This is a genomic window from Bacillus sp. NP247, from assembly GCF_018966865.1.
In the GTDB taxonomy this organism is placed as follows: Bacteria; Bacillota; Bacilli; order Bacillales; family Bacillaceae_G; genus Bacillus_A.
The window spans coordinates 4,447,233-4,469,343 of the sequence record NZ_CP076653.1 but is presented as its reverse complement, the minus strand read 5'-3'; the positions used below and the strand labels follow the sequence as shown (position 1 = coordinate 4,469,343).

Here is a 22,111-nt window from a genome sequence, read left to right as displayed (position 1 = left end):
TAAAACAATTCATAACTTTTCATATGTGCTTAGTATGAATAAAACTGTATAAATTTTCTGTTTTATTGCGAGTTCCACATTCACACAGTGAATATATTACATGAAAATATTATTCATTTTAAACTAATTAACGTATGAAAGTATGAAATTTCGTTTTGTTTTCATGTAAGTTTTGTACTGTAAGGTCATTTAAACACAGCTATTTATATAACGTAAAGAAGTATTTTAATTCCCTTTATTTTCAAGCTCTCATGTCCTTATCCCAAAATAAAATTCAATTCACTTTCTCGATTAAACTATCTATATACCACAACAGAAAACACTACATATTCATAATCATTAAAATTATACCAATATACTTTTTAGATCCATATGCAATTATGCATAGCATATACACAAAAAGGATAACTTCACTTTCGTGAAGTTATCCTTAAAAAATTTCCTTACTTTTTCAAATGATACGGTACTGTCGTAATAACAACATTTCTTTTATAGAGTAAATACGCACGAATGAGTAAACTAGACTGATTATGAAGAATGTTATGCCAGCCTTTTTTCGGAATAAACTGTGGTATAACGACCGTAACTCGGTAATTTGATTCACTCGCTTTATATTGCACTGTATCAATAAACTTTGTTAGCGGCTGAATAATACTTCTATAATGAGAATGTAATGTAACAAGCCTTACTTCAGGTTGCCACTTCTCCCATTTCTCTTCAAATTTCTTTTCCTCTTCTCTGTCAAAAGCAACATATACAGCGATAACTTGATCTGCTGAAAGAGCTTTAGCATAGTTCAATGAATTTTCTACTACATGAGTCATACCAGCTACAGGAACGACAATTACATTCCCCTCTATCGGAACAATCCGTTCACAAGTTTTTAAACTTAATTGATCGCCCACTGCATCATAATGTTTCTTAATTCGATGGAACAAGAAGATAATAGCAGGTAAGAAAATAAGGATCGACCAAACTTGTGCAAATTTAGTTAAAAAGAACATGCTCATTACGATAAAACTAATGACTGCACCAATTAAATTAACCGTTAATCTCAAAGCCCATCCTTCAGGTTTTTCACGAAGCCATTTTAATACCATTCCAGTTTGAGAAAGTGTAAACGGAATAAATACCCCTACCGCATATAGCGGAATCAAGTGTTCTGTTTTTCCCTGAAAAGCTACAATTAAAATAATCGAAGAAATCCCAAGTATAATAATACCGTTTGAATAACCTAGGCGGTCTCCTCTAATCGTAAACATTCTCGGTATAAACTTATCTTTTGCAAGGTTAACTGCTAATAGCGGAAATGCAGAATAACCAGTGTTAGCAGCAAGAATTAATATTAAAGCTGTTGTACCTTGTATGAAATAGTACATGAAATTACGTCCAAATGTTTGTTCAGCAATTTGTGAAACAACTGTTACTTCTTTACTTGGAGTAATTCCGTAATAATAAGCTAAAAAAACAATTCCTGAAAATAAAACCGCAAGTAGTGCACCCATTGCAAGCAATGTTTTTGCTGCATTATTAGGTGCAGGATCTTTAAAGTTTGGAATTGCGTTAGATATCGCCTCAACACCCGTTAATGCAGAGCTACCTGATGCAAACGCTCTTAACAGTAGAAATAAACTAATTCCCGCAACTGGTGTTCCAATTGGCGAATGTAGCGTGGGTGAAACGTGACCAGTCAAAATATTATATATTCCTACACCAATTAATATAAATAATGCTACAACGAATAAATAAACCGGATATGCTAAAACGGAAGCTGATTCCGTTACGCCTCTTAAATTTAAGATGGTAATCAATATGACAAATATAATCGCAATGATTACATTATGTGCATGTAAGCTAGGGAAAGCTGATGTGAGCGCATCTGTACCTGCAGATACACTTACTGCAACCGTTAAAATATAATCGACTAATAAAGATCCTCCAGCTATTAATCCCGGATTCATCCCTAAATTTTCTTTTGATACTACGTATGCACCCCCGCCATGCGGATAAGCAAAAATAATTTGTCGATAAGATAAAATAAGAGCTGTCAATAATACTAATACCCCAACAGCGATCGGAATAGAATACCAATAAGCTACCGCTCCAAGGCCTGCTAGTGCAATTAAAATTTGCTCTGGTCCGTATGCAACCGATGACAATGCGTCAGAAGATAAAATTGCTAGCGCCTTCGTTTTATTAAGCTTTTGCTCTCCTAACTCAGTTGATTTTAACGGCCTTCCAATTAAAAACCTTTTGATAGATGAAACCAACGCTGTCCACTCTCCAATAATTTTGCACGAATTTTTCTGCTAATTACAGCGGATAAACTATTTCTTCAGAAAACAAAAAATGTCTACAAGCCATAACGAAATAGACTTGTAGACATTATTTTTTTTGTCGCACAAGCTCCACCTTCCTTCTCAATATAACGCTTACGAGGTTAGCTGTCGGATTCGGGCCTTTGAGTAGCCCTACCTTTTTCAAGGATTCACCCCATTGAATTATGCACTAATTCATTAAACGGGTCCCCCGCACCATGCGGTTTAAGCGATTTAGAAAATTGAAACTGTGGATTATAATACTCCTTTATTTTCAAAATGTAAACAAAAATTTTTAAAAATAAAAAATTTAAAATGATTGCGCATAATCCGCCGATAAATATACATAATGAATACTAAAAAAACCTTAAAGGAGACCCGTATGTCTAAAAAGAAGAAACCGCTTTTTTCTGACTCATATTTAGATGCAGTAGCAAATGAAATTAATCAGTTATATGGTAAACGTGAACAGGAAGTAAATTTGACAAAAAGAATTAAAAGAAACAAATAATTTGTCATACTCAAATAAAAAAGATAGCAATACACTTATATATTGCTATCTTTTTTATTATTTCATACATCTAATTCCATTACGGATTTGTTAAATGTCATTTCTTCATACACCTTCAGATTTTGATATACCGCTCCTAGTAATGGTACTTCTAAAGAAATTTGCTCTGCTAAATCCAGTAAGTATCCTTGCAAATGCTTCCCTTCAATAAACGAACCTTTTTCCATATCACGCTGCATCGAGGACTTCATATCATAAGAAATTTTATCAATTGTTTTCATATGTTCCTCAACAATATTATCTTTAACTGGAGCTCCTAATGCCCTCATAATTTGCACAGATTCCTCAAATAAATTTCGGGTAAATTCACGTCCACCTTCACTTTCACGAATTGGTCCTATTGGTGCACGCATTAATGTTGTAACGCCTGACATGACAGTAATAAATAAATATTTATGCCACATATCTTGCGTAATATTTTCACTGAAAACAAAACTAGCTTTCGTATCTGCAAATGCTTTAGAAATACGTTTTATTCTCTCTGAATCTTGAAGCTTAATTTCTCCAAATACAAGTCTGTTTGCAGCACTAGTTTGTACAATTTCTCCTTGATCGTTTAACGTCGTCTCAATAAAGCATAAACCGCCCATTACTTTTTCCCCGCCGAATTCCTTTTGTAATAGTGATAAATGAGCGATACCATTTAACAGCGGGATTATTACAGTATTTTCTCCTACGAAAGGCTTCAAATCTATGATTGCCTCATTTAAATGATACGCCTTTGTTGAAAATAAAATCACATCAAATGGAGAAGTTCTATCTTCTTTCGTTATCAATTTCGGTTGAAATGAAAAATCTCCATTAACACTACGAATAACAAGTCCTTTTTCCTCTAATTGCTGTTTTCTTTTGCTGCGAACGAGAAATGTAACATCTTCTCCCTTTTCTACTAATCGGCCACCAAAAAATCCACCGACGCCACCAGCTCCTAATACTAAAATGCGCATACAACATCCCCCTTTTCATAAAACAATCACACTAGTTTTAGTATACATAATATTATACATGTCTCCTATTAAATAAGCTGAATTTTCATTCTTAATCTAGTGAAAACGAGAGGTTATTTTCAAGGTAAATTGGGCATGTTGTTTCTATAGCTTATATGGAAAGGAAACAATGTAAATGGAGGCAATACAAACAATCGAAGAAAAAGATGTAACAACAGCTATATTTCAATTTATATTCCCGTTTTCGTTTAAAACTGGATATGAACAAAATATGTTCCCTTTCTTACAAAAAAATGATTTTCATCCTTTCCGGCTCGATCATCTTGCAGATGAAAATACATATTACGGGAAGTTTCAAGTTTCACATCGAAATATGGAAGCATATTATCTTTCATTTACAAATAAAATTCTCTTTCCTCATTCAGAACATCAAAAAGGATTACAGCGCTATTCTAAAGACCTTAATTTAAATGGACATTTAACAACAAATCTTATTTCCGTTCCATTTAAGATACATTCTATTGATGTAACACTTTGTCCTTTTGAGCTTGGCTTCTTAACAATTCGAACAGAAGTCAAAACCGCTCCAAACATGACATTATCAGAAGCAATCGAATTCGCTTCTCGATTCCGTGTACTTGAAACTAGAAATGATACAACTGAGACTATTTGTATTGAATGTGATGGAAAAAAATATTCACAAGTAGAAAAACTTATATTCGGCGATTTATTTCATGGCTTAACAGACTTCTTTGAGAAAAAGAGATTGCGGAGTTCTTACTTTCAAACATTTCCATTCTTTGAAGATCAACGAATGTATGTACAAACTTTATTATCCATAAGCAAAGAGTCAGACCTTCATGTAGTTGATGTATATCGAGCTTCCAGTCTTTCCGGATTAACAGACGATGGTAAGCCGTATATTAGCGCAAATAATGTTCCTTATATTCACGATTATTTAACAAAACATTCTTATCAAAGGTGGGCTCCTAATCGTTATTTCATAATGGAAGAACATATTTTTACATGTGTAACAAACGAAGATGAGAGTAAAATAGCTAAACTTGCTAGTCAAATGTATGGGGAGTTTTATTACGCTTTATTATTAAACCTATTTCATAAAATTGTTTTATTAAAAATGGCAAACGCTTATGCTGAACTAAATATTGAACAAGATACAAATGAGATAGAGAAGTTAATTTACTCTATCAATTCGTTTACAGCTAATTATTTTTCTTTAGAATTAGTATCTCAATCACAAAGTGAAGATATTTTCTTCCGCTTAAGAAAACTTTTTAACATTGAAATACTATATACGAATGCCAAGCAAAATCTTGATAGTTTGTTTAAATATCAAGAAAATGTTGCTTCTAAAAAAGATAGCCTTTTATTATTAATTTTAACGCTCTACTCTGTAATGGGCCAAATGTTAGGGTTTACTATGATTGACCTTTTAAGAAATACCGATGCCACTCATATATCTTCACCCCTTGAATATTTTGCTCTTTTAATTGCAGTTAGTGGCATAGTCATTTCACTTATTTTAGGTGTGCAAGGTTTATACCAATGGGCTATACAACATAAAAATCGAAAAGCATGGGTAAAACAAACTGTTTTGTCTGCTGTGAAAGAGAAGGATGGTACAAAGTAAATAAAAAACAGATGGCAGCACGAAGCTACCATCTGTTTTCTATTATGCTTACTTTCCTGCTTCGATTTTTTCTAATGCAGCAGCTACTTGCTCTTCTGTTAATTCGTGTTGCACTATATAACGATTACGTGGGTGTACACGACATTCATGAGAACATGCACGTAAATGTTTTGCTTCACTTTCTTCAGAACATAAAATTTTCTTGTTACATTCTGGATTTGCACAGTTTACATAGCGCTCACAAGGTTCGCCTGTAAAATGATCTTTACCAACGATAACATGTTCTTTTTGGTTTACTGGTACAGCGATACGCTCATCAAATACGTAACATTGACCATCCCAAAGTTCACCCTGTACCTCTGGGTCTTTTCCGTACGTTACAATTCCGCCGTGAAGCTGACTTACATCTTCATGGCCTTCTCGAACTAACCAACCAGAGAATTTCTCACAGCGAATTCCACCTGTACAGTACGTTAAAATCTTTTTACCTTCAAGTGTTTCTTTGTTTTCTCTAATCCAATCTGGTAATTCACGGAATGATTCAATATCTGGTTTGATCGCACCTTTAAAGTGTCCTAAATCAAACTCATAATCATTTCGTGCATCAATGATAACTGTATTTTCTTGTTTCATTGCCTCATAGAATTCTGTTGGTTCTAAATATTTCCCAGTCATTTCTTTTGGGTTAATGTCGTCTTCCAAGCGAAGTGTAACTAACTCTGGGCGAGGACGTACGTGCATTTTCTTAAATGCATGCTCATCTGCCTCATCAATTTTAAAAACGATTCCAGCAAAACGTGGATCATTGTTCATTACTTCCATGTATTTCTCTGTTTGCTCAACAGTTCCAGAACAAGTTCCGTTAATTCCTTCTGTTGCTACAAGAATTCTTCCTTTTAACTCAAGTGAATTACAAAATTCTAAATGCTCTGCAGCAAATTCTTCTGGATTTTCAATTGTTGTGTACATGTAATACAGTAATACTCTATATGGTTTTGTAGTTGCCAATGTATTTCTACCACCTATCTAAATTTTAAAATCATGTATAAGTTAACGTTCATATCAAAACATATATAATAAGAAAATACATACTAAATTGTACTTAACCTATTTTCTTCTATTTACAATTTTTTCTATAAGTTAACAGAAATAAAAACAAGATTACAGAACAAAACACTATGGTTAGGTTGTAATCCCAATATATTATATATCATACAATTTCATTTCCATCAATTAATATGCTGTAATATAGGCTCTATGTTCACATAAATTTCAAAAACAACCCTATAATTTATTATCTTCCCCCTTATTCAGCAGCCATAAACTCCCAAAATATTTTTCACATCGTCACACCATTCTTTGCACGAAGTCATATAATTTGCATTAAGGAAACTTTTGTGTTCAAATGAAATTGCCACATAATATATTTAAATGTATTGAAATAATGAATAAGAGCAAATACAATAATTTCATCAAGTTAACATTTCAAAGGGGAACACTACTATGAATAAAGATATATCAAAAGATGAACAAGCCCGTTCTCAAAGTACAACTGTTCAATCCGCACATTTAGCATTAAGCGGACAAACGAAAGGCTTAAAGAGACTATTACCATTCTTAGGACCTGCTTTTATCGCGTCAGTTGCTTATATTGATCCTGGGAATTTCGCAACGAATATTGCTGCTGGATCCCAATATGGGTATTTATTACTTTGGGTAATACTCGCTTCTAATTTAATGGCTGTATTAATCCAAACTTTATCAGCTAAATTAGGAATCGCTACTGGAAGAAACCTTCCTGAAGTAGCTCGCGAAAACTTCCCCAAACCAGTTTCCATCGGTTTATGGATACAAGGGGAACTCGTTATTATGGCTACAGATTTAGCTGAATTTATCGGGGCAGCACTCGGCTTATACTTACTATTTGGAATTCCGATGTTACCAGCTGCTTTAATTACAGCGGTTGGATCATTTATTATTCTTGAATTTCAACGCAGAGGCTTTCGTCCATTAGAAGCTATTATTACAGGGATGATTTTTATCGTTGTTATCGCTTTTGGTATCCAAGTCTTTTACGCAAAACCGGAATTAAGCCCTCTTCTTTCAGGACTATTTACTCCAAAATTCCAAGGTGTGGATAGCATTCTTTTAGCAGCTGGAATTTTAGGCGCGACAGTAATGCCGCACGCAATTTATTTACATTCAGCCTTAACGCAGCGCCGCGTAGTCGGAACAAATGATGAACAAAAGAGAAAGATTTTCCGCTTCGAATTCATTGACATTATTATTGCGATGGTTATCGCAGGAGCTATTAACGCAAGTATGCTAATTGTTGCTGCTGCACTATTCTTTAAAAATGGTCTACATGTTGAAGATCTTGATGTTGCTTTCAATCAATTTAGTAATTTAGTCGGTCCTGTATCCGCTGCTTTATTTGGAATTGGACTCTTATCAGCCGGATTATCTAGCTCATCTGTCGGTACAATGTCCGGTGATATTATTATGCAAGGATTCATTCGAATGCATATTCCGTTATATTTACGCCGATTTATAACGATGATTCCACCTCTAGTTATAATTGCTTTAGGTGTAAATCCAACTTACGCTCTCGTAATGAGTCAAGTTGTATTATCATTCGGTATTGCTTTTGCATTAGTACCCCTTATCATGTTCACAAGTAATAAAAAGATTATGGGGGCACTCGTCAACCATCGCATTACAACATTTATCGCGTGGTTAATCGCTGCACTCATTATTGTTTTAAACATTTTCTTACTGTATCAAACATTTGTTGGTTAATGAAAAAGGGTATTCCAATTTTAATTTGGAATACCTTTTTTCAGCGAAATAAATTTCTTCTAATTACCACTTATGTATGTACCTCTTTCCGGCATCATCACATCTTCTTCCGTTCGAAAGTAAAGTGGCAATCCTTCCGTAAGAAACATACTCGCATTGGATGGATCCTGTCTCTGATGATGGATGTGTAAATGTGGTTCACTGGAACTTCCTGAGTTACCGACTTGAGCAAGAACGTCTCCTTCATTTACGTGTTGTCCTTCTTTAACTTTAATTGACCCTTTCTTTAAGTGGGCAAGAACTAAAAATGTCCCTGTTTCATCTAAGCGTAAATAAATATGATTCCCCGCCATTGACTGAAAATCATCCGATCCCGCAACTAAATCTTTTTCATCATTATTAATTGATACAACTGTTCCGGAAGCTGGTGCCAGTACTTTCGCTCCATATATTCCATAATCCTCTAACTTACTGCTTTTCACTTCAGCGGGTGGAATAAGAATATCATACGCCCATCTTTCATTTGGTTTTATAACGTGATAATTCGTTTCTAATCGATCGCCACCCCAACCAACTAGCGCTCGTTCATTCAAAGGAAAACGAACGACTATTTTAGGACTCATAGACTGTATATCTGCTGGGTACGCAAGCCCACCCACGTTAGCGAACCATCCTACGGGCCACGCTCCAATGGTAGAAAACAGAACTATTAAGAGTAGCGTTCCATCTATCTGCTTTCTAAAAATGCCTTTCCAAACAAACATTACTGCTGAGCCTATCAAAACAAAAATCGAAACTATGCTAAATGCTTGTATACTCCACCAAACAACGACTGATATAGTACCATTAGCCAAATAAACTACACTCCAACTTATAATTAAAAAAGAAACTATAATTGCTAACAAACTTTTCTTCCACATGCTGTATCCCTACTTTCATACCTTTGTTCTCAATGATACGAAGTAAAAATTACGACATATGAAAGAAATACTTACAACTTTCTTACATTTATGTATACTGCGGTAAAATCACAGTAAAAACCGTTTCTTTATTGTTACTACGTACAGTTATATCTCCTTTATGGAGCTTTGCTATACTTCTCGCAATTGCAAGTCCCATCCCTTTTCCACCCGTATGAGAGCTGCGTGATTTTTCAATACGATAAAACTTCTCAAAAACGTAAGGAAGGTTCTCTTTCGGAATGCATTGTCCAAAATTTTTAATTTCTACTTCAACATTCCTTTCTCTTTTGGAAATTCGAATTGAAATTTCTTTTCCATCTTTCCCGTACATAATGCTATTACTAATTACATTTTCAAATAGTCTCACTATAAGTGCTGCATCAACTTTTACATGTAGCTCCTCATCACTTTTAATATAAAATTTCATATTGGCATTATCTAGTTGTGGTACAAAATCAATCATGATCTGTTCAATTAATGCTTTCATATTAACTACATTTTTATGTAATTCAATCTCTCTATAGTTTATTTGACAGTATTCTAATAAATCATCAACTTGATTTTTTAATTCATAGCTTTTCCGCTTTAATACACTTACATATTGTTCGCATTCTACTACATTTGAATGAAGCTTATTTTCTAGTAGGTCAACATAACCGATTAGAGATGTTACAGGTGTTCGTAAGTCATGAGAAATATTACTAATCATTTCATTTTTCATTTTCTGTGATTTTTTTTCATTCTCGATAGACTCTTTTAAACTTTTGGCCATTCTATTAACATTCGTCGCTAACTCACCAATCTCATCGTTTTTCGAAATAGGTATATGTATTTCTAAATTACCATTGCTTATTTCCTTCACGTTCTTATTAATCTCATTCAATCTTTTTATAGTTGTCTTTGTCAGTAATGCAAAATATATAGTGGTTAACAGAAGAAAAAACATAAAATAAAAAAATGAATGCCTTTCCTCTAGCTCGACAACATCACTATATATACTTCCAAATAAAAGTTGAACTAATATGATACTTACCGTAGCTAACAAAATACTAAATATAAATGCGAAAAAGAATTTAGCTCTAATTCCTTGTAATGATTTAATCTCCAATTTTATATCCGACTCCCCAAACATTTTGTATAAACTTCGGCTCTTTTGGATTTTCCTCAATTTTATTTCTTAACCTAGCAATATGAACCATTACCGTATTATTACTTTCATAAGCCCTTTCATTCCAAACACTTTCATATATTTCTTCAATAGTGAACACACGGTTCTTTGTAGTTGCCATTAAATGCAAAATATCATATTCAGTTTTTGTAAGATTAATTGTTTCTCCATATAGCATCACTGTTCTCGACACTTCATCTATTTCTAAACCTCTAATGCTTATTTCCTTTCCAATTACTTGAACAGTATTTTGATTAAAATATGTATACCTTCTTAATTGAGCTTTAACCCTGGCTACAAATTCAATTGTACTAAATGGCTTCACAATATAATCATCTGCTCCTGTGCTTAATCCAATTACTTTATCTACATCCGATGATTTTGCACTTAAAAACATAATTGGTAAACTATGTTTCTCTCTAATCCTTCTACACAGTTCTATACCATCCATTTGAGGCATCATAATATCAAGAATAGCAAGTTGAATGCTGTTATTATTTATTATCTCTAATGCCTCTTCTCCGTTATGAGCACTAAAAACAGTAAAACCTTCTTGCGTTAAATTCACATTAATAAATTGAACAATATCTAAATCATCATCTACAATTAATATCGAGTTTTTCTCCATTTCCAAACCTCTTTTTTGAAATATATTCCACATCCAATTTTAACATAAATCAAACCTACCCTCTTATCTTGAATAATCTTTATTTTCAGTTTAAAGTATATAATAACAAATGCATTCTAGTTTCATAAGAAATGGAGTGAAAATATGTTTCCTATATTAAAAACTGACCGACTCATTTTGCGAGAACTTACGGAAGAAGATGCACCGGGTATACTACAATGCTTTTCTAATACTGATGTACTGCGCTATTATGGCCAAAAACCATTACAGAATGTAGATCAAGTAAAGCAAATTATTAATAATTTCAAGTTGAGCTACAATGCAAGAAACGGTATAAAATGGGGAATCGAATTAAAAGATAAGAAAGAACTCATTGGATCAATTGGTTTTCACGATTGGTCTTCTGAGCATAAACGAGCAAATATAAGTTATGCCTTTCTCCCTGAACACTGGGGAAATGGTTATGCTATGGAAGCGGTTTCTGAGGTTATATCATACGGTTTCCACACGCTTCATTTAAAACGTATTGGTGCAATTGTCTTTCTTGAAAATGAAGCTTCAAATAAGGTGCTATTAAAATTAGGTTTTGAAAAAGAAGGCGTTCTAAAAAATTATATGTATCAAGATGATATTCCATATGATACGAATTTTTATTCTTTATTAAAATCGGTTTAATAGAAATTATATAAAAAAGAAACCTCACTCTTAAAATAATCTGTACCCTTTGTAAAGGACATTTTAAAAAAAGTTAGGCGGCATCAAGAAGATGATTTCTGTATTCAACAGGAGTCATCTTCTTTAAATTCCATTGATATCTATGCTGATTATAGTATTTCATATAGTCTTTAATTTCTTGTTTTAACTGAGGGAAAGACGTACAAGTTTTTATGTGCGCTTCATCTTTAAAGTGCCCGAAAAAAGATTCTTGAGGGGCATTATCCCAACAGTTTCCTCGTCTTGACATAGATTGTCCCAGCTTTAATTTTTTGACTAATTTTTGATAAGTAGGACTTGTGTAATGAGCTCCTTGATCTGAATGAATATAGGCACCTTCCGTTAATCGCACTCTCTTATTCTTCTTTAGTTTGTGAAGAGTCGTCGTTGCGATATCTAGTGTAAGTCGTTCTGAAACATGATACGCCAAAATTTCATTTGTGGACCCGTCTAGAATGGTAGATAAATATCCTTTCTGATTCTTACCATAAAACAGGTATGTGATATCTGTCAGAAGTACCTTTCCAGGTGCACCTTGCCTGAATTCTCGCTTTAATTGATTCGGTACCACGAAGTGTTCTTTCGTCGCTTTCAACATTCTTTTATAGGGATTCGCTTTACGAATGGGACAGATTATCCCATATTTTTTCATGATTCTACGGATACGTTTCAAATTGTAGACAACTTGAAATTGACCCGCCAATGTCATTTTGATTTGGCGCGCCCCTTTCTTTCGATTTTTAAATTGAAATGCCTTTAATATGAGTTTCTTCACCACTTCATCTTGATGTATTCTTTCTTCTCGCCTACTTTGAGAAGTGGTGGAAAAATAATTATAGTATCCAGAACGCGAAACACCTGCAATTTTACACAAATATCTCACCATATTTTTTAGGCTATATTTTTCAATAATAGAACGAATTAATAGGTACTTTTGACTAGGTTGTAACGTTATTTTTTTCCCATCCTCCCTTCCATAAATTTGATCTTTTTTAACAGCTCATTTTCAGCTTTTAATAAGTTTCGTTCCGCTTCCAAACGTGCATATTTCTCTTCTAATGTAAGCTCTCTTTCTAGCTTTCTTCCCGAGTTTTCCTTACGTGTATCTCTTAAACCAAACACACCATTTTCCTTATAGGAAGTACGCCATCTATTTCCTGATGACACAGCACGTTGTAGACCGATGATGTCTATATCAAATCCACATTCTTCAAAAATAATACGAGGTGGTTTTCCCTTTTCATTTTCTTCAATAAAGATACGTTTAAATTCATCTGTGTAGGTAATGCCTTTCTCACTTACAGATTTTACGTATGGATTCTTCGATAGGTTTTGTGTTTCCTTTGTGGTGAATAATTTTTTTGTCATTCTGAATGTTCTCCGATTCTAATTTTCTTCTTATTATACAAGAAATACCCTATCGAATAGACTTTTTTAAGTGTCTATTCGATAGGGTACAGTTTAAAAGTAAGGTTTCTTTTTTTATATAAATAATTTTACCTCTTATCAATATAAGCATTCTTATAAGTATAAACGCCACCAAATTGATGCTTTTCAATTCCTTTTACATAATCCTTTTGTACATAGGCTGAACCAATATGGTAAAGCGGTGCTACCGCAGCGTCCTCTAATAGGATATGTTCAACCTCTTGCAGAGTTTCCCACCTTTTCTTCTGATCTAGTACTAGGTCGCTTTTAGCTTTTTTTATTAGTTCATCGTAGTGAATGTTAGAATAATTCATTTTATTATTCGGATTATCCGTCGTAAATAACTCTAAATAACTAATTGGGTCTTTATAGTCAGGTCCCCAATTTGCCATAGATATATCGTAATCGCCTGTTTGTTCTAATTGTAATTTTTGCTTAAATGGCTGTTGTTTAATGTGTATCGTTAATCCTTGCAAATGCTTTTCTAAATCACCTTTTATATATTCCGCCATACGTTTTGCGTTATCTTGTTCAAACGTTAAAAATTCGAGTTTTACTTCTTCTACTCCAAGTTCTTTTTTCGCTTCTTCCCAAATCTTTTTCGCATTTTGCAAATCATATGAAGAAATATCTCCGTTTTCTTTTCTAAAATCTTTGCCAGTCTCTTCATTCATATGACCAACTGGTACAAGTCCACTTGCAGGTTTTGCCCCGTTATTAATAAAGTGGGCAACGAAATCATCTTTATTTAATGCTAATGAGATAGATTGACGTATTTTCTTATTGGCTAACGCATTATTTTTCTCATTAAAACGTAGCATAGCGATTCCAGGATCACTTGACATATGTAATTCCTTATTCCCTTTATACTTGTCTACAACTTGAGAATTAATAGGTACTCGATCCAAATCGCCAGCCTCATATAAATTTACAGCCGTCATTGTATCCTTTACGATATGAAAATTTATTTCGTCTAATTTCACTTTCTTTTGATCCCAATATGTAGCATTCTTCTTTAATTGGAACTCTTTTTCATGTTTCCATTTTTCTAATACAAATGGGCCGTTATATATGAGATTACTAGGTTCCAATCCGTATTTATTTCCTTGTTCTTTCAAAAATGATTCATGCTGTGGTAAGTATATAGGCAGTGCTAACAACTGTAAAAAATACGGAATTGGCTGTTCAAGTTCAACTTCTAACTTATAATCATTTATAACTTTAACCCCAAGTTCATCAAGTGACATTGTTCCCTTATTTATTTCTTTCGCATTTTTCACATGAAAGAGCATGTATGCATATTGAGATGCCGTTTGCGGGTTAACTGCACGTTTCCATGCATACATAAAGTCATTTGCTGTTACATTGTCTCCATTTGACCATTTTGCATCTTTACGCAAATCAAATGTATATTTTTTACCATCTTCACTTCTTGTAAATGATTTTGCTACTGCCGGAATAGGATCATCCTGATCATTTAGCACATACAACCCTTCAAATATGTTTTGCATAACATGGGCTGACGTACCATCCATCGTTTTTGCAGTATCAAGTGAAGGAATTTCTTCTGATACTGTTACATTTAACACTTGTTTTTTAGCCTCTGTATCACTTTTATTCGCTTTATTACTACAAGCTGTTAAAAGTAACGATGTAATAATTGCCATTACCATTAAATGGCTCTTTTTTCGCTTCATGAATTGTTCTCCTTAAGTATAAAATATTATAAAACGCTATATTTTGTGACTTCTATTATAATAAACCATTATTCATTATAAGTGCTTAATTATTATCGTTTTATCAAGCGACGTATCAGCGATATTTTATGTCTATTTCGTATAGGTGTTAGCAATTTCGTTTGCAAACTTGTTAGCACTTTTTATATTTCTTCTATTACATACACTTTCACAAACACATCATACTTAGCTGGTAACTGTAAAGAAATGAATGACTGGTATCTTCCCGTTATATTTCTACTTATATATTTGTGTGAACTCTTCATACTTTTTTAACTTCTCTTCATTCACTTTCATTTTCTGTGACCGATCTAATTCGACTCCATGAAGTATCCCTTCTTCGTCACGAAATTTCACATCAGGAATATAAAAAAATATGGGGTAACATTGAAATCATCATTCCAGATGAAATAAAGAATGGAGGTAGCTCATCCTCAAAAATAAAAATAAAAGCCGTAATTAACGGCTTTTATTTTTTGTCACCAAACTATTCTTTTGTTAAAAAATTATTAATTCACTTTAATATATTCATACCACCACTTACCACCTGGTCGAGTATCCATCCACCAAGTGATTTTATCTAGTTCTGAATTAGGCAATACCTCAGTTTGGATATAAGCGAGACCTGTTAATGGATTAACAACAACTTTTCCCTTTGTTCCTCGTTCAACCATAGCTTGAATCGCTTCATTTAGATAGTTTATACCGAATTCACCAGACTTAACATATTGATATCCACTATTAGAACCGCCGTTTCCTCCACCATCCCCAACAGTTTGTCCCGTTAGAGCATATACGATAGAATTTGCGATTTTATCAATATTCCATTTAGCCATGTCGGATTCGTTATCGATGAATCCTAATTCGATAAGAATAGCTGGTGCTTTAGTTCCATTCAATACAGCTAAATCTGTACGTTGTTTCGCACCACGATCACGCCATCCAATATCTTTTGCTAGTTGAGCTGAGATTTTAGCCGCTAGGTCTTTCTGATCATAATACAGAACTTCCACACCCTGCCCATTCCCATCAGCTGCATTAAGATGAAAAAAAACAACCAAATCCACATTGTGGGAATTACTATTCCGAACGATATTATTTAAATTTTGCGCTTGAGTGCTCCCTACTTCGTCTGTATCATCATAGACTGTGTGTCCTAAAGCTCTTAACTTAGCTGCCACCGCATCTTTCACCTGCCGATCCATAATATGCTCTTTTCGATTTCCAGAATTAGCCCCTTGTACAATACTGTTGTGCCCTCCGTGTAAACTATAACGCGTCATTATTCAACATCTCCTTTTTTATTATCATATTCAGAACTTGTCTTATTGCTCTTATTGCTCTTGTCACTTAAAATTCCAACTACATTCGTTAGTGCTGAAGGTAGCAGAATTCCCATACGACCAGCGTTTTCTAAAAGTGAAGCAACTCATTTCCGATAAAAAAAATTGTCGCTTCACGAATAGCACTATTACTTCCAAGTGCTGTATCTAATTGGGCTGCCACTCCGATCAAAAGAAAAAGCACCGCCTTTTTGCGATGCCTTTGAAGCCAACTTTACTTTTTAACCTGCACACAGGACATTCAATGCTCCGTAAAAAGTACCTGTATCAACACTGTTTATTGTTCCAAGTGTAACCGTATTCCCGTAATCATTTGTACCTCCGAAAACAGTAATGATATCTGCATCATCGGTCATGTTTGCATGTCTTGTACACATTGGCTGGTCGTGTCCTTCCCACACTGCTATACGAGACCCCGAAATACCATAGTTGTAAGGAATTATATTATTAGCATTACTAATCACTTTCCAATAAGGAGTTTCTGCATAATTTAGTGATGTAATACTATCTCCTAATACAGCCCAAATTGCAGCAAAAATATCAATAGAAAGATGTGACATTATTTTGAATACTTAGTTGTTCAATAAAAAAAGCTACCCTATTCTATTTCCTAGAAAGGATAGCTTTCTCAAAAAGGTATATAAATACCTATCTTTGTAGACCTCGTTTATAACGACTTGCTTCAAATATAATACGCTCTTCATCTAATGTTTTACATTCACCATTCCAAACAACACATTTACCGTTAATAATTACATCACTTATATCTTTTCCACTAGCAGCATACACAAGATGTGATAACACTTCATCTGCTGGCTGTAAATGCGGCTTATTAGACGGATCAATCGTAATAAAATCGGCACATTTTCCAACCTCAATTGATCCCGTTTGTTTCATCCCAATTACTTCTGCAGCTCCTTTTGTCGCTAGAGAAAGAGCTGTTTCTACTGGCAATGCTGTTGCGTCTTGATGAATACCTTTTTGTAATAAAGTTGCAATGCGCATTTCTTCAAACATATCTAAATTATTATTAGACGCAACACTATCTGTTGCAATCCCTACTTTAATTCCTGCTTCTAGCATCGCTTTTACATTCGCTATACCAGAACCTAGTTTTAAATTACTATTCGGATTATGAGCTACTCGAACATCATGTTCTGCTAAAAATGCACGCTCATTTTCATTTAATACCACACCGTGCGCAATAACTGTTGGGCGTTTAAACAATCCGCAACTTGCTGCATATTCTACTGGACGTTTTCCGTACTGTGCTTCAATATCACGTACTTCACGCTCTGTTTCCGAAAGGTGAATATGAACCATAGTTTGATTTTCTACTGCAATACGCGCACACTCTTCTAACAGTTCTGTGGAACATGTATATGGACTATGCGGCGCAACCATCGTAGTTAACATTCCACTTTCGTTATAATAACGCTTCACATATTTCTCAGCTTCTTCAATTGCTTTCTTTTCATCTTCTTTCGTTCCAAAGCTAAATAAGGTTCTTGAAACAGCAGCTCGCATTCCACTCCTTGATACCGTTTCCATAATTGCATCTTGGTCTACTCCAATTGGATTAAACATATCTGAGAATGATGTTGTACCACTTTTCACCATTTCAAGTAATCCTAATTCCGTACTAGCGACCGCAAGTTCTGGAGTAAACTGACTTTCAAGTGGCCAAATTCTCGTCTCAAGCCATGGCTGTAATAACATATCATCGCCAATACCTCTCAAAAGACTCATAACAACATGTGTATGTGTATTTACAAGCCCTGGTAAAACCCACTTTCCTTTCATGTCAATTACTTCATCTACTTCAAAATCGTTAGCGAATTCTCCGCTATTTACATCTATAATTTGATCATTTTCTACAATGATATATCCATTTTCTATCACTTCATTTTTTTCATTCATCGTTGCAATTGTAGCGTTTACATAAGTTGTTTTCAAAAGTATTTCCCCTTTCAACTCTATGAAGTTCCCTTTAATAAGTTACCACCATTATAGTAACTTATTAAAGATTAAGAGTCAAAAGATAATTTAAATTCTTTCGTTATCTTTTCCTTCAAAATGCCATATTGCTTTTCATCTGTATCTACAAATGCTTCTTCCCGATTTGATTCCACGCCCATATAATTCAATTTTTCATTAAATTGCGTCTCTGTAAAATCAACCCTCTGCCCGTCTATAAAGTTATAAAAATGCCACACCTCTCCTACTTTTGTCTTTTTAATTTTTCCTCCGTATATTTCTTGAACGACTAGAGCTGTTACACCACATTGTCCCTTTGCCGGATTTCCACTCGTCCACTTTGAACTTGTTTCAATCGACCACGATTTTATTAACATGTCATATATTTGTTTTTTCTTCACATTATCCACTCTCATCTTCCCCTGACATTAATAGTTTTACACATAATATTGCAAAAGAGGTAAAAGTCGATTCTTAAATACCGTTGATGGTGTCTCTCCGATTAGCTTTGCTCCCATTTTCAAGTAATAGCCTTTTGCATTCGGATCACTATCAATCGTAAAACTTTTTATTCCTAATTCATTTGCTTGCTCTATTACAAACTCCCAAATTATTTTCCCGTAGCCTTTCCCTTTAAAACAAGGATGAATGTATAGGAAATCAAGAGCATTTTCATTGCGTAAAAACGAGAAAAATCCAATCTTCATATTATTATTTTCTAAAACATATACAAAATTATTTTTTATGTACTCTTCTGTAATTGTTAACTCTTCCTTACAAGAAAGTATGAATTCTTCACTATAATTCCACGTTGCTTTTGAATGTAGTGCGAGTTCACTTAATTCATTTGCTTCTGCTAATGCAGCTTCTCGTATTTGCATAGTTTAACCTCTCTTTTATTACTTGTAGTTCTATTTTCATATTCCATAGTAAAATGCGATACTTTACAATTATTCTATAAATATCTTTACTATCCCTCGCTGTAATACTTAAATCTCCACGCATTTAGTTCATAAAATAAAAGCAAACACTCAACTACAGAGCAGTATTACACGTGCTCCTTATAGTTCAGTACTCGCTTTTTCTCAAAGTAGAGCTATGTGTTTTACAACGATTCTAGTAACTTTTTAACAAAATGAATTGAATGATGTGAAGCCGAAACACAATTATCTTCAAATACTTCTATGCCTGACGCTTCTTCTGTATCTGTTATTGATCTCACTGCTATAAATGGAATCGAGTTTGCATAACAGACGTGGGCTATACTTGCAGTTTCCATATCTACACAAAGTGGGCTGTATTTAGAAATTATTTCTGTACGGCCACTTTCACTAATAAATGCTTCCCCAGTAACTATCTTGCCAAAGTAAACATTTTGAGCGAATTGATTGTTCTCGATCACTTCTCGGCTCAACTCAAGAAGATTGCTATCCGTTTTAAAGTATACACTTTCCATCCACGGATGATATTCAGTTAATATCCCTTCATCAACATCGTGATATGCTATTTCTGTTGAAATGACTGTATCTCCAATTTTCAATACTTTGTCGATTGCTCCTGCAACACCTGTTACAATAATATGCGTCACGTTAAACTTATCTATTAATATTTGAGCTGCAATAGCTGCATTAACTTTACATACACCACAATATAATGCAACAACTTCTACATTTTCATATGTCCCACTATGAAACGTTAACATCGCAAGATTCGTTATTTTTTTATTAGACATTCCTTCAATAAAAGGCATAATTTCATCTTCTGATGGCCCAATAATTCCAAATTTCATACACTCATCTCCTCACTAAATTTATATATAACACTTATATAGGAATTCAATCGATCTTCAAATATATAAGCTATGAAAACTCCATCCACTACTATCGTCACTATCTATAAATACAAGCCCGAACTACAAACAGTTTGGGCTTAGCTTTCATTCTCATTTATTATGCGCATCTAACCAAGAAATTAAATCTTTAAACACTTCATCTCTATTCACTTCATGGAACATTTCATGTCTTCCATTTTCATATAAACGTAGTGTCACGTCTTTCACACCACATTTTTTATAGTTTTCATATACTTCTTTTACACCTTTCCCCATATCTCCAACTGGATCACGATCTCCAGAAAATATATGTATCGGAAGATTTTTTGGCGTTTTCTTGTATTCTTCTAATTTATTTACTTCTAATACACCATGAAATAATTCTCGATAAAAACTTGTTGTGCAAATAAAGCCACATAACGGATCTTTAATATATTTATCTACTTGGCTGTTATCTGAAGATAACCAATCAAATTTTGTACGATTCGGCTTAAAGTGTGAGTTGAAGTTTCCGAAGGATAAAAAGTTTAGCATCGGACTTTTCGTTTTCACTCCGCGTAGTTTCATCTCAATTGTCGCTACTTTATGACCGATGATTCCTAAAAGACCCGGATTCCCTCCAGTTCCTGAAATAAGAAATCCATCATATAGCTCGCCTCTAAGTTGTACAGCTCTTCTTGATAAAAATGATCCCATACTATGTCCAAGCAGAAACAGCGGACATTTCTGTTCTTTTTTTATCGTTTCTGATACAAAGATAACATCAGACACAGCCTTGTTCCAACCTACATTTGGTTCAAAATGACCATAGTCTTCTTCTCTTTTCACTGTTTTTCCATGACCCTTATGATCATGCGCATAAACACCATACCCTGCTTCTAATAAAGCATCAATAAAGTCTGTATAAACACCTGCATGTTCTGTCATACCATGCGCAATTTGAATAATCCCTCGCGGATCTCCTTCTGGTAACCACTTACACAAATAAATTTCTGTTCCATCCAATGCCGTAACGAAACTTTCCTGTACGTTCATTTCGTCAGCCCCCAAATCTATTATGTATCTATTTAAAAAATGAATATATATTCATTATTCTTATTATGTATTATATGCAATTGCTTTCATTATGACAAATGCTGTACTTTTCCGATTAGCTATAAAACTATTATGTTGACGAATTAAAAATAAAATTATATAGTTACTTACATAAAGTAATTATTATATTTTTTAGGAGGTCTCTACTATGATGCCATCACTATTTTTAGCACATGGTTCACCAATGCTCGCTATTCAAGATACAGACTATACACGCTTTTTAAAGACACTTGGAGAAACATATAAACCGAAAGCTATTGTTATTTTTACCGCTCACTGGGAAAGTGAAGTATTAACGATTTCCTCTTCAGATGAAGTATATGAAACAATTTATGACTTTGGAGGTTTTCCTCCTGAGTTATACGAAATCAAATATCGTGCGAAAGGCTCTTCTAGCATTGCGTCAATGCTAGAAACAAAATTTAAAAACAAAGGCATTCCAGTCCATAAAAATACGACTAGAGGTTTAGATCATGGTTCATGGACACTCCTGCACCGTATGTATCCAGAAGCAAATATTCCTGTCATACAAATATCAGTAAATCCATTCCTTTCTGCAAAAGAACAATTTGAAATTGGAGAAGCATTACAAGGACTTGGACAAGAAGATATTTTAGTAATCGGTAGCGGGGTTACTGTTCATAATTTACGAGCTTTAAAATGGAATCAAACTACACCCGAAAAATGGGCAATTGAATTTGATGATTGGCTTATAAAACATATGCAGACTAATGATAAAGATGCATTGTTTAATTGGGAGAATAATGCGCCTCATGCACAATTAGCAGTACCAAGAGCAGAGCATTTTGTTCCTTTATTTATCGCGATGGGTAGTGGTGAGAACGACGGTAAAGTCATTCACCGTAGCTACGAGCTTGGTACATTAAGTTATCTTTCCCTTCAATTTTAATGAAAAAGGATGAAGCAACAGTTAATCTGTACC

The 22,111-nt window shown here is 34.0% G+C and carries 20 protein-coding genes, 3 pseudogenes and 1 riboswitch; of the genes and pseudogenes, 5 read left to right on the top strand and 18 right to left on the bottom strand.

All coding sequences use genetic code 11. From position 1 onward, the window contains the following. Positions 1–443: 443 nt before the first annotated feature. Positions 444–2,270 (bottom strand): APC family permease, encoded by a 1,827-nt coding sequence (locus KPL75_RS23300; protein WP_219917960.1) that lies wholly within the window; start codon positions 2,268–2,270, stop codon positions 444–446. Between the two features lie 144 nt (positions 2,271–2,414). Then, positions 2,415–2,560, bottom strand: a riboswitch (cyclic di-AMP (ydaO/yuaA leader). A 140-nt stretch (positions 2,561–2,700) separates the two neighbouring features. On the opposite strand from KPL75_RS23300, the gene KPL75_RS27530 reads away from it, so the two are divergent. Further along, entirely contained in the window at positions 2,701–2,829 is a 129-nt protein-coding gene (locus tag KPL75_RS27530) for a hypothetical protein (protein ID WP_258236985.1), read from the top strand. 62 nt (positions 2,830–2,891) lie between these two features. Here the strand turns inward: KPL75_RS27530 and panE are convergent, their stop codons facing one another. Continuing rightward, the gene (gene panE, locus KPL75_RS23295) at positions 2,892–3,836 is read right to left on the bottom strand and encodes a 2-dehydropantoate 2-reductase (protein WP_219917959.1); all 945 of its coding nucleotides are present in this window, start codon (positions 3,834–3,836) and stop codon (positions 2,892–2,894) included. A gap of 175 nt (positions 3,837–4,011) precedes the next feature. Between panE and KPL75_RS23290 the strand changes: the two genes are divergently transcribed. Then, complete coding sequence (locus KPL75_RS23290; protein ID WP_219917958.1) at positions 4,012–5,487, top strand: hypothetical protein; 1,476 nt, start codon at positions 4,012–4,014, stop codon at positions 5,485–5,487. Between the two features lie 48 nt (positions 5,488–5,535). On the opposite strand, the gene KPL75_RS23285 is transcribed toward KPL75_RS23290, so the two are convergent. Continuing rightward, complete coding sequence (locus KPL75_RS23285; RefSeq protein WP_219917957.1) at positions 5,536–6,495, bottom strand: oxygen-dependent tRNA uridine(34) hydroxylase TrhO; 960 nt, start codon at positions 6,493–6,495, stop codon at positions 5,536–5,538. Positions 6,496–6,990: 495 nt separating this feature from the next. Here KPL75_RS23285 and KPL75_RS23280 point away from each other — a divergent pair, with 495 nt between their 5' ends. Then, complete coding sequence (locus KPL75_RS23280; RefSeq protein WP_219917956.1) at positions 6,991–8,286, top strand: Nramp family divalent metal transporter; 1,296 nt, start codon at positions 6,991–6,993, stop codon at positions 8,284–8,286. Between the two features lie 59 nt (positions 8,287–8,345). Here KPL75_RS23280 and KPL75_RS23275 read toward each other — a convergent pair whose 3' ends face one another. The 3 genes from KPL75_RS23275 to KPL75_RS23265 form a co-directional block, all read right to left on the bottom strand. Further along, entirely contained in the window at positions 8,346–9,206 is an 861-nt protein-coding gene (locus KPL75_RS23275; protein WP_219917955.1) for a M23 family metallopeptidase, read from the bottom strand. An 88-nt stretch (positions 9,207–9,294) separates the two neighbouring features. Beyond that, positions 9,295–10,356, bottom strand: coding sequence for a sensor histidine kinase (locus KPL75_RS23270; RefSeq protein WP_219917954.1), 1,062 nt, complete (start codon positions 10,354–10,356; stop codon positions 9,295–9,297). After that, the gene (locus KPL75_RS23265) at positions 10,346–11,044 is read right to left on the bottom strand and encodes a response regulator transcription factor (RefSeq protein ID WP_219917953.1); all 699 of its coding nucleotides are present in this window, start codon (positions 11,042–11,044) and stop codon (positions 10,346–10,348) included. Before KPL75_RS23265 ends, KPL75_RS23270 begins: the two co-directional genes overlap by 11 nt. Before the next feature lie 144 nt (positions 11,045–11,188). On the opposite strand from KPL75_RS23265, the gene KPL75_RS23260 reads away from it, so the two are divergent. Next, a complete protein-coding gene (locus KPL75_RS23260; protein ID WP_219917952.1) occupies positions 11,189–11,719 on the top strand; it encodes a GNAT family N-acetyltransferase in 531 nt (176 codons plus the stop codon). A gap of 73 nt (positions 11,720–11,792) precedes the next feature. On the opposite strand, the gene KPL75_RS23255 is transcribed toward KPL75_RS23260, so the two are convergent. The 12 genes and pseudogenes from KPL75_RS23255 to KPL75_RS23205 all read right to left on the bottom strand — a co-directional run bounded on the left by KPL75_RS23255 (position 11,793) and on the right by KPL75_RS23205 (position 21,108). Continuing rightward, positions 11,793–13,126, bottom strand: a protein-coding gene (locus tag KPL75_RS23255; protein WP_258236984.1) for an IS3 family transposase whose coding sequence is annotated in 2 segments (ribosomal slippage) — positions 11,793–12,739 and positions 12,739–13,126 — 1,335 coding nt in all. Because the reading frame shifts where the segments join, the coding sequence is not laid out codon by codon here. Positions 13,127–13,254: 128 nt separating this feature from the next. Then, positions 13,255–14,883 carry a peptide ABC transporter substrate-binding protein gene (locus KPL75_RS23250; protein WP_219917951.1) on the bottom strand — a complete coding sequence of 543 codons (1,629 nt, stop codon included), beginning with the start codon at positions 14,881–14,883 and terminating at the stop codon, positions 13,255–13,257. 182 nt (positions 14,884–15,065) lie between these two features. Next, a pseudogene (locus tag KPL75_RS23245) lies at positions 15,066–15,288 on the bottom strand (hypothetical protein); the annotation flags it as partial. Positions 15,289–15,431: 143 nt separating this feature from the next. Then, a complete protein-coding gene (locus KPL75_RS27870; RefSeq protein WP_369811979.1) occupies positions 15,432–15,596 on the bottom strand; it encodes an N-acetylmuramoyl-L-alanine amidase C-terminal domain-containing protein in 165 nt (54 codons plus the stop codon). Positions 15,597–15,695: 99 nt separating this feature from the next. Next, positions 15,696–16,205: pseudogene (locus KPL75_RS23240) on the bottom strand (N-acetylmuramoyl-L-alanine amidase); the annotation flags it as partial. Continuing rightward, positions 16,205–16,490: pseudogene (locus KPL75_RS23235) on the bottom strand (holin family protein); the annotation flags it as partial. The pseudogenes KPL75_RS23240 and KPL75_RS23235, both read right to left, overlap by 1 nt. Further along, positions 16,487–16,825, bottom strand: coding sequence for an SGNH/GDSL hydrolase family protein (locus KPL75_RS23230; RefSeq protein WP_219921182.1), 339 nt, complete (start codon positions 16,823–16,825; stop codon positions 16,487–16,489). The gene KPL75_RS23230 and the pseudogene KPL75_RS23235, both read right to left, overlap by 4 nt. 88 nt (positions 16,826–16,913) lie before the next feature. Then, positions 16,914–18,239 (bottom strand): bifunctional S-methyl-5'-thioadenosine deaminase/S-adenosylhomocysteine deaminase, encoded by a 1,326-nt coding sequence (locus KPL75_RS23225; protein WP_219917949.1) that lies wholly within the window; start codon positions 18,237–18,239, stop codon positions 16,914–16,916. A 53-nt stretch (positions 18,240–18,292) separates the two neighbouring features. Next, positions 18,293–18,652: a YunG family protein gene (locus tag KPL75_RS23220; RefSeq protein WP_219917948.1), complete on the bottom strand. Its 360-nt coding sequence runs from the start codon at positions 18,650–18,652 to the stop codon at positions 18,293–18,295. Between the two features lie 27 nt (positions 18,653–18,679). After that, complete coding sequence (locus KPL75_RS23215; protein ID WP_219917947.1) at positions 18,680–19,123, bottom strand: GNAT family N-acetyltransferase; 444 nt, start codon at positions 19,121–19,123, stop codon at positions 18,680–18,682. Positions 19,124–19,347: 224 nt separating this feature from the next. After that, the gene (locus KPL75_RS23210) at positions 19,348–20,031 is read right to left on the bottom strand and encodes a 5'-methylthioadenosine/adenosylhomocysteine nucleosidase (protein WP_219917946.1); all 684 of its coding nucleotides are present in this window, start codon (positions 20,029–20,031) and stop codon (positions 19,348–19,350) included. Between the two features lie 153 nt (positions 20,032–20,184). After that, positions 20,185–21,108, bottom strand: coding sequence for an alpha/beta hydrolase (locus tag KPL75_RS23205; RefSeq protein ID WP_219917945.1), 924 nt, complete (start codon positions 21,106–21,108; stop codon positions 20,185–20,187). 208 nt (positions 21,109–21,316) lie between these two features. Here KPL75_RS23205 and KPL75_RS23200 point away from each other — a divergent pair, with 208 nt between their 5' ends. After that, on the top strand, positions 21,317–22,078 hold the full coding sequence (locus KPL75_RS23200) for a DODA-type extradiol aromatic ring-opening family dioxygenase (RefSeq protein ID WP_219917944.1): 762 nt from the start codon (positions 21,317–21,319) through the stop codon (positions 22,076–22,078). The last annotated feature ends 33 nt before the right edge of the window (positions 22,079–22,111 follow it).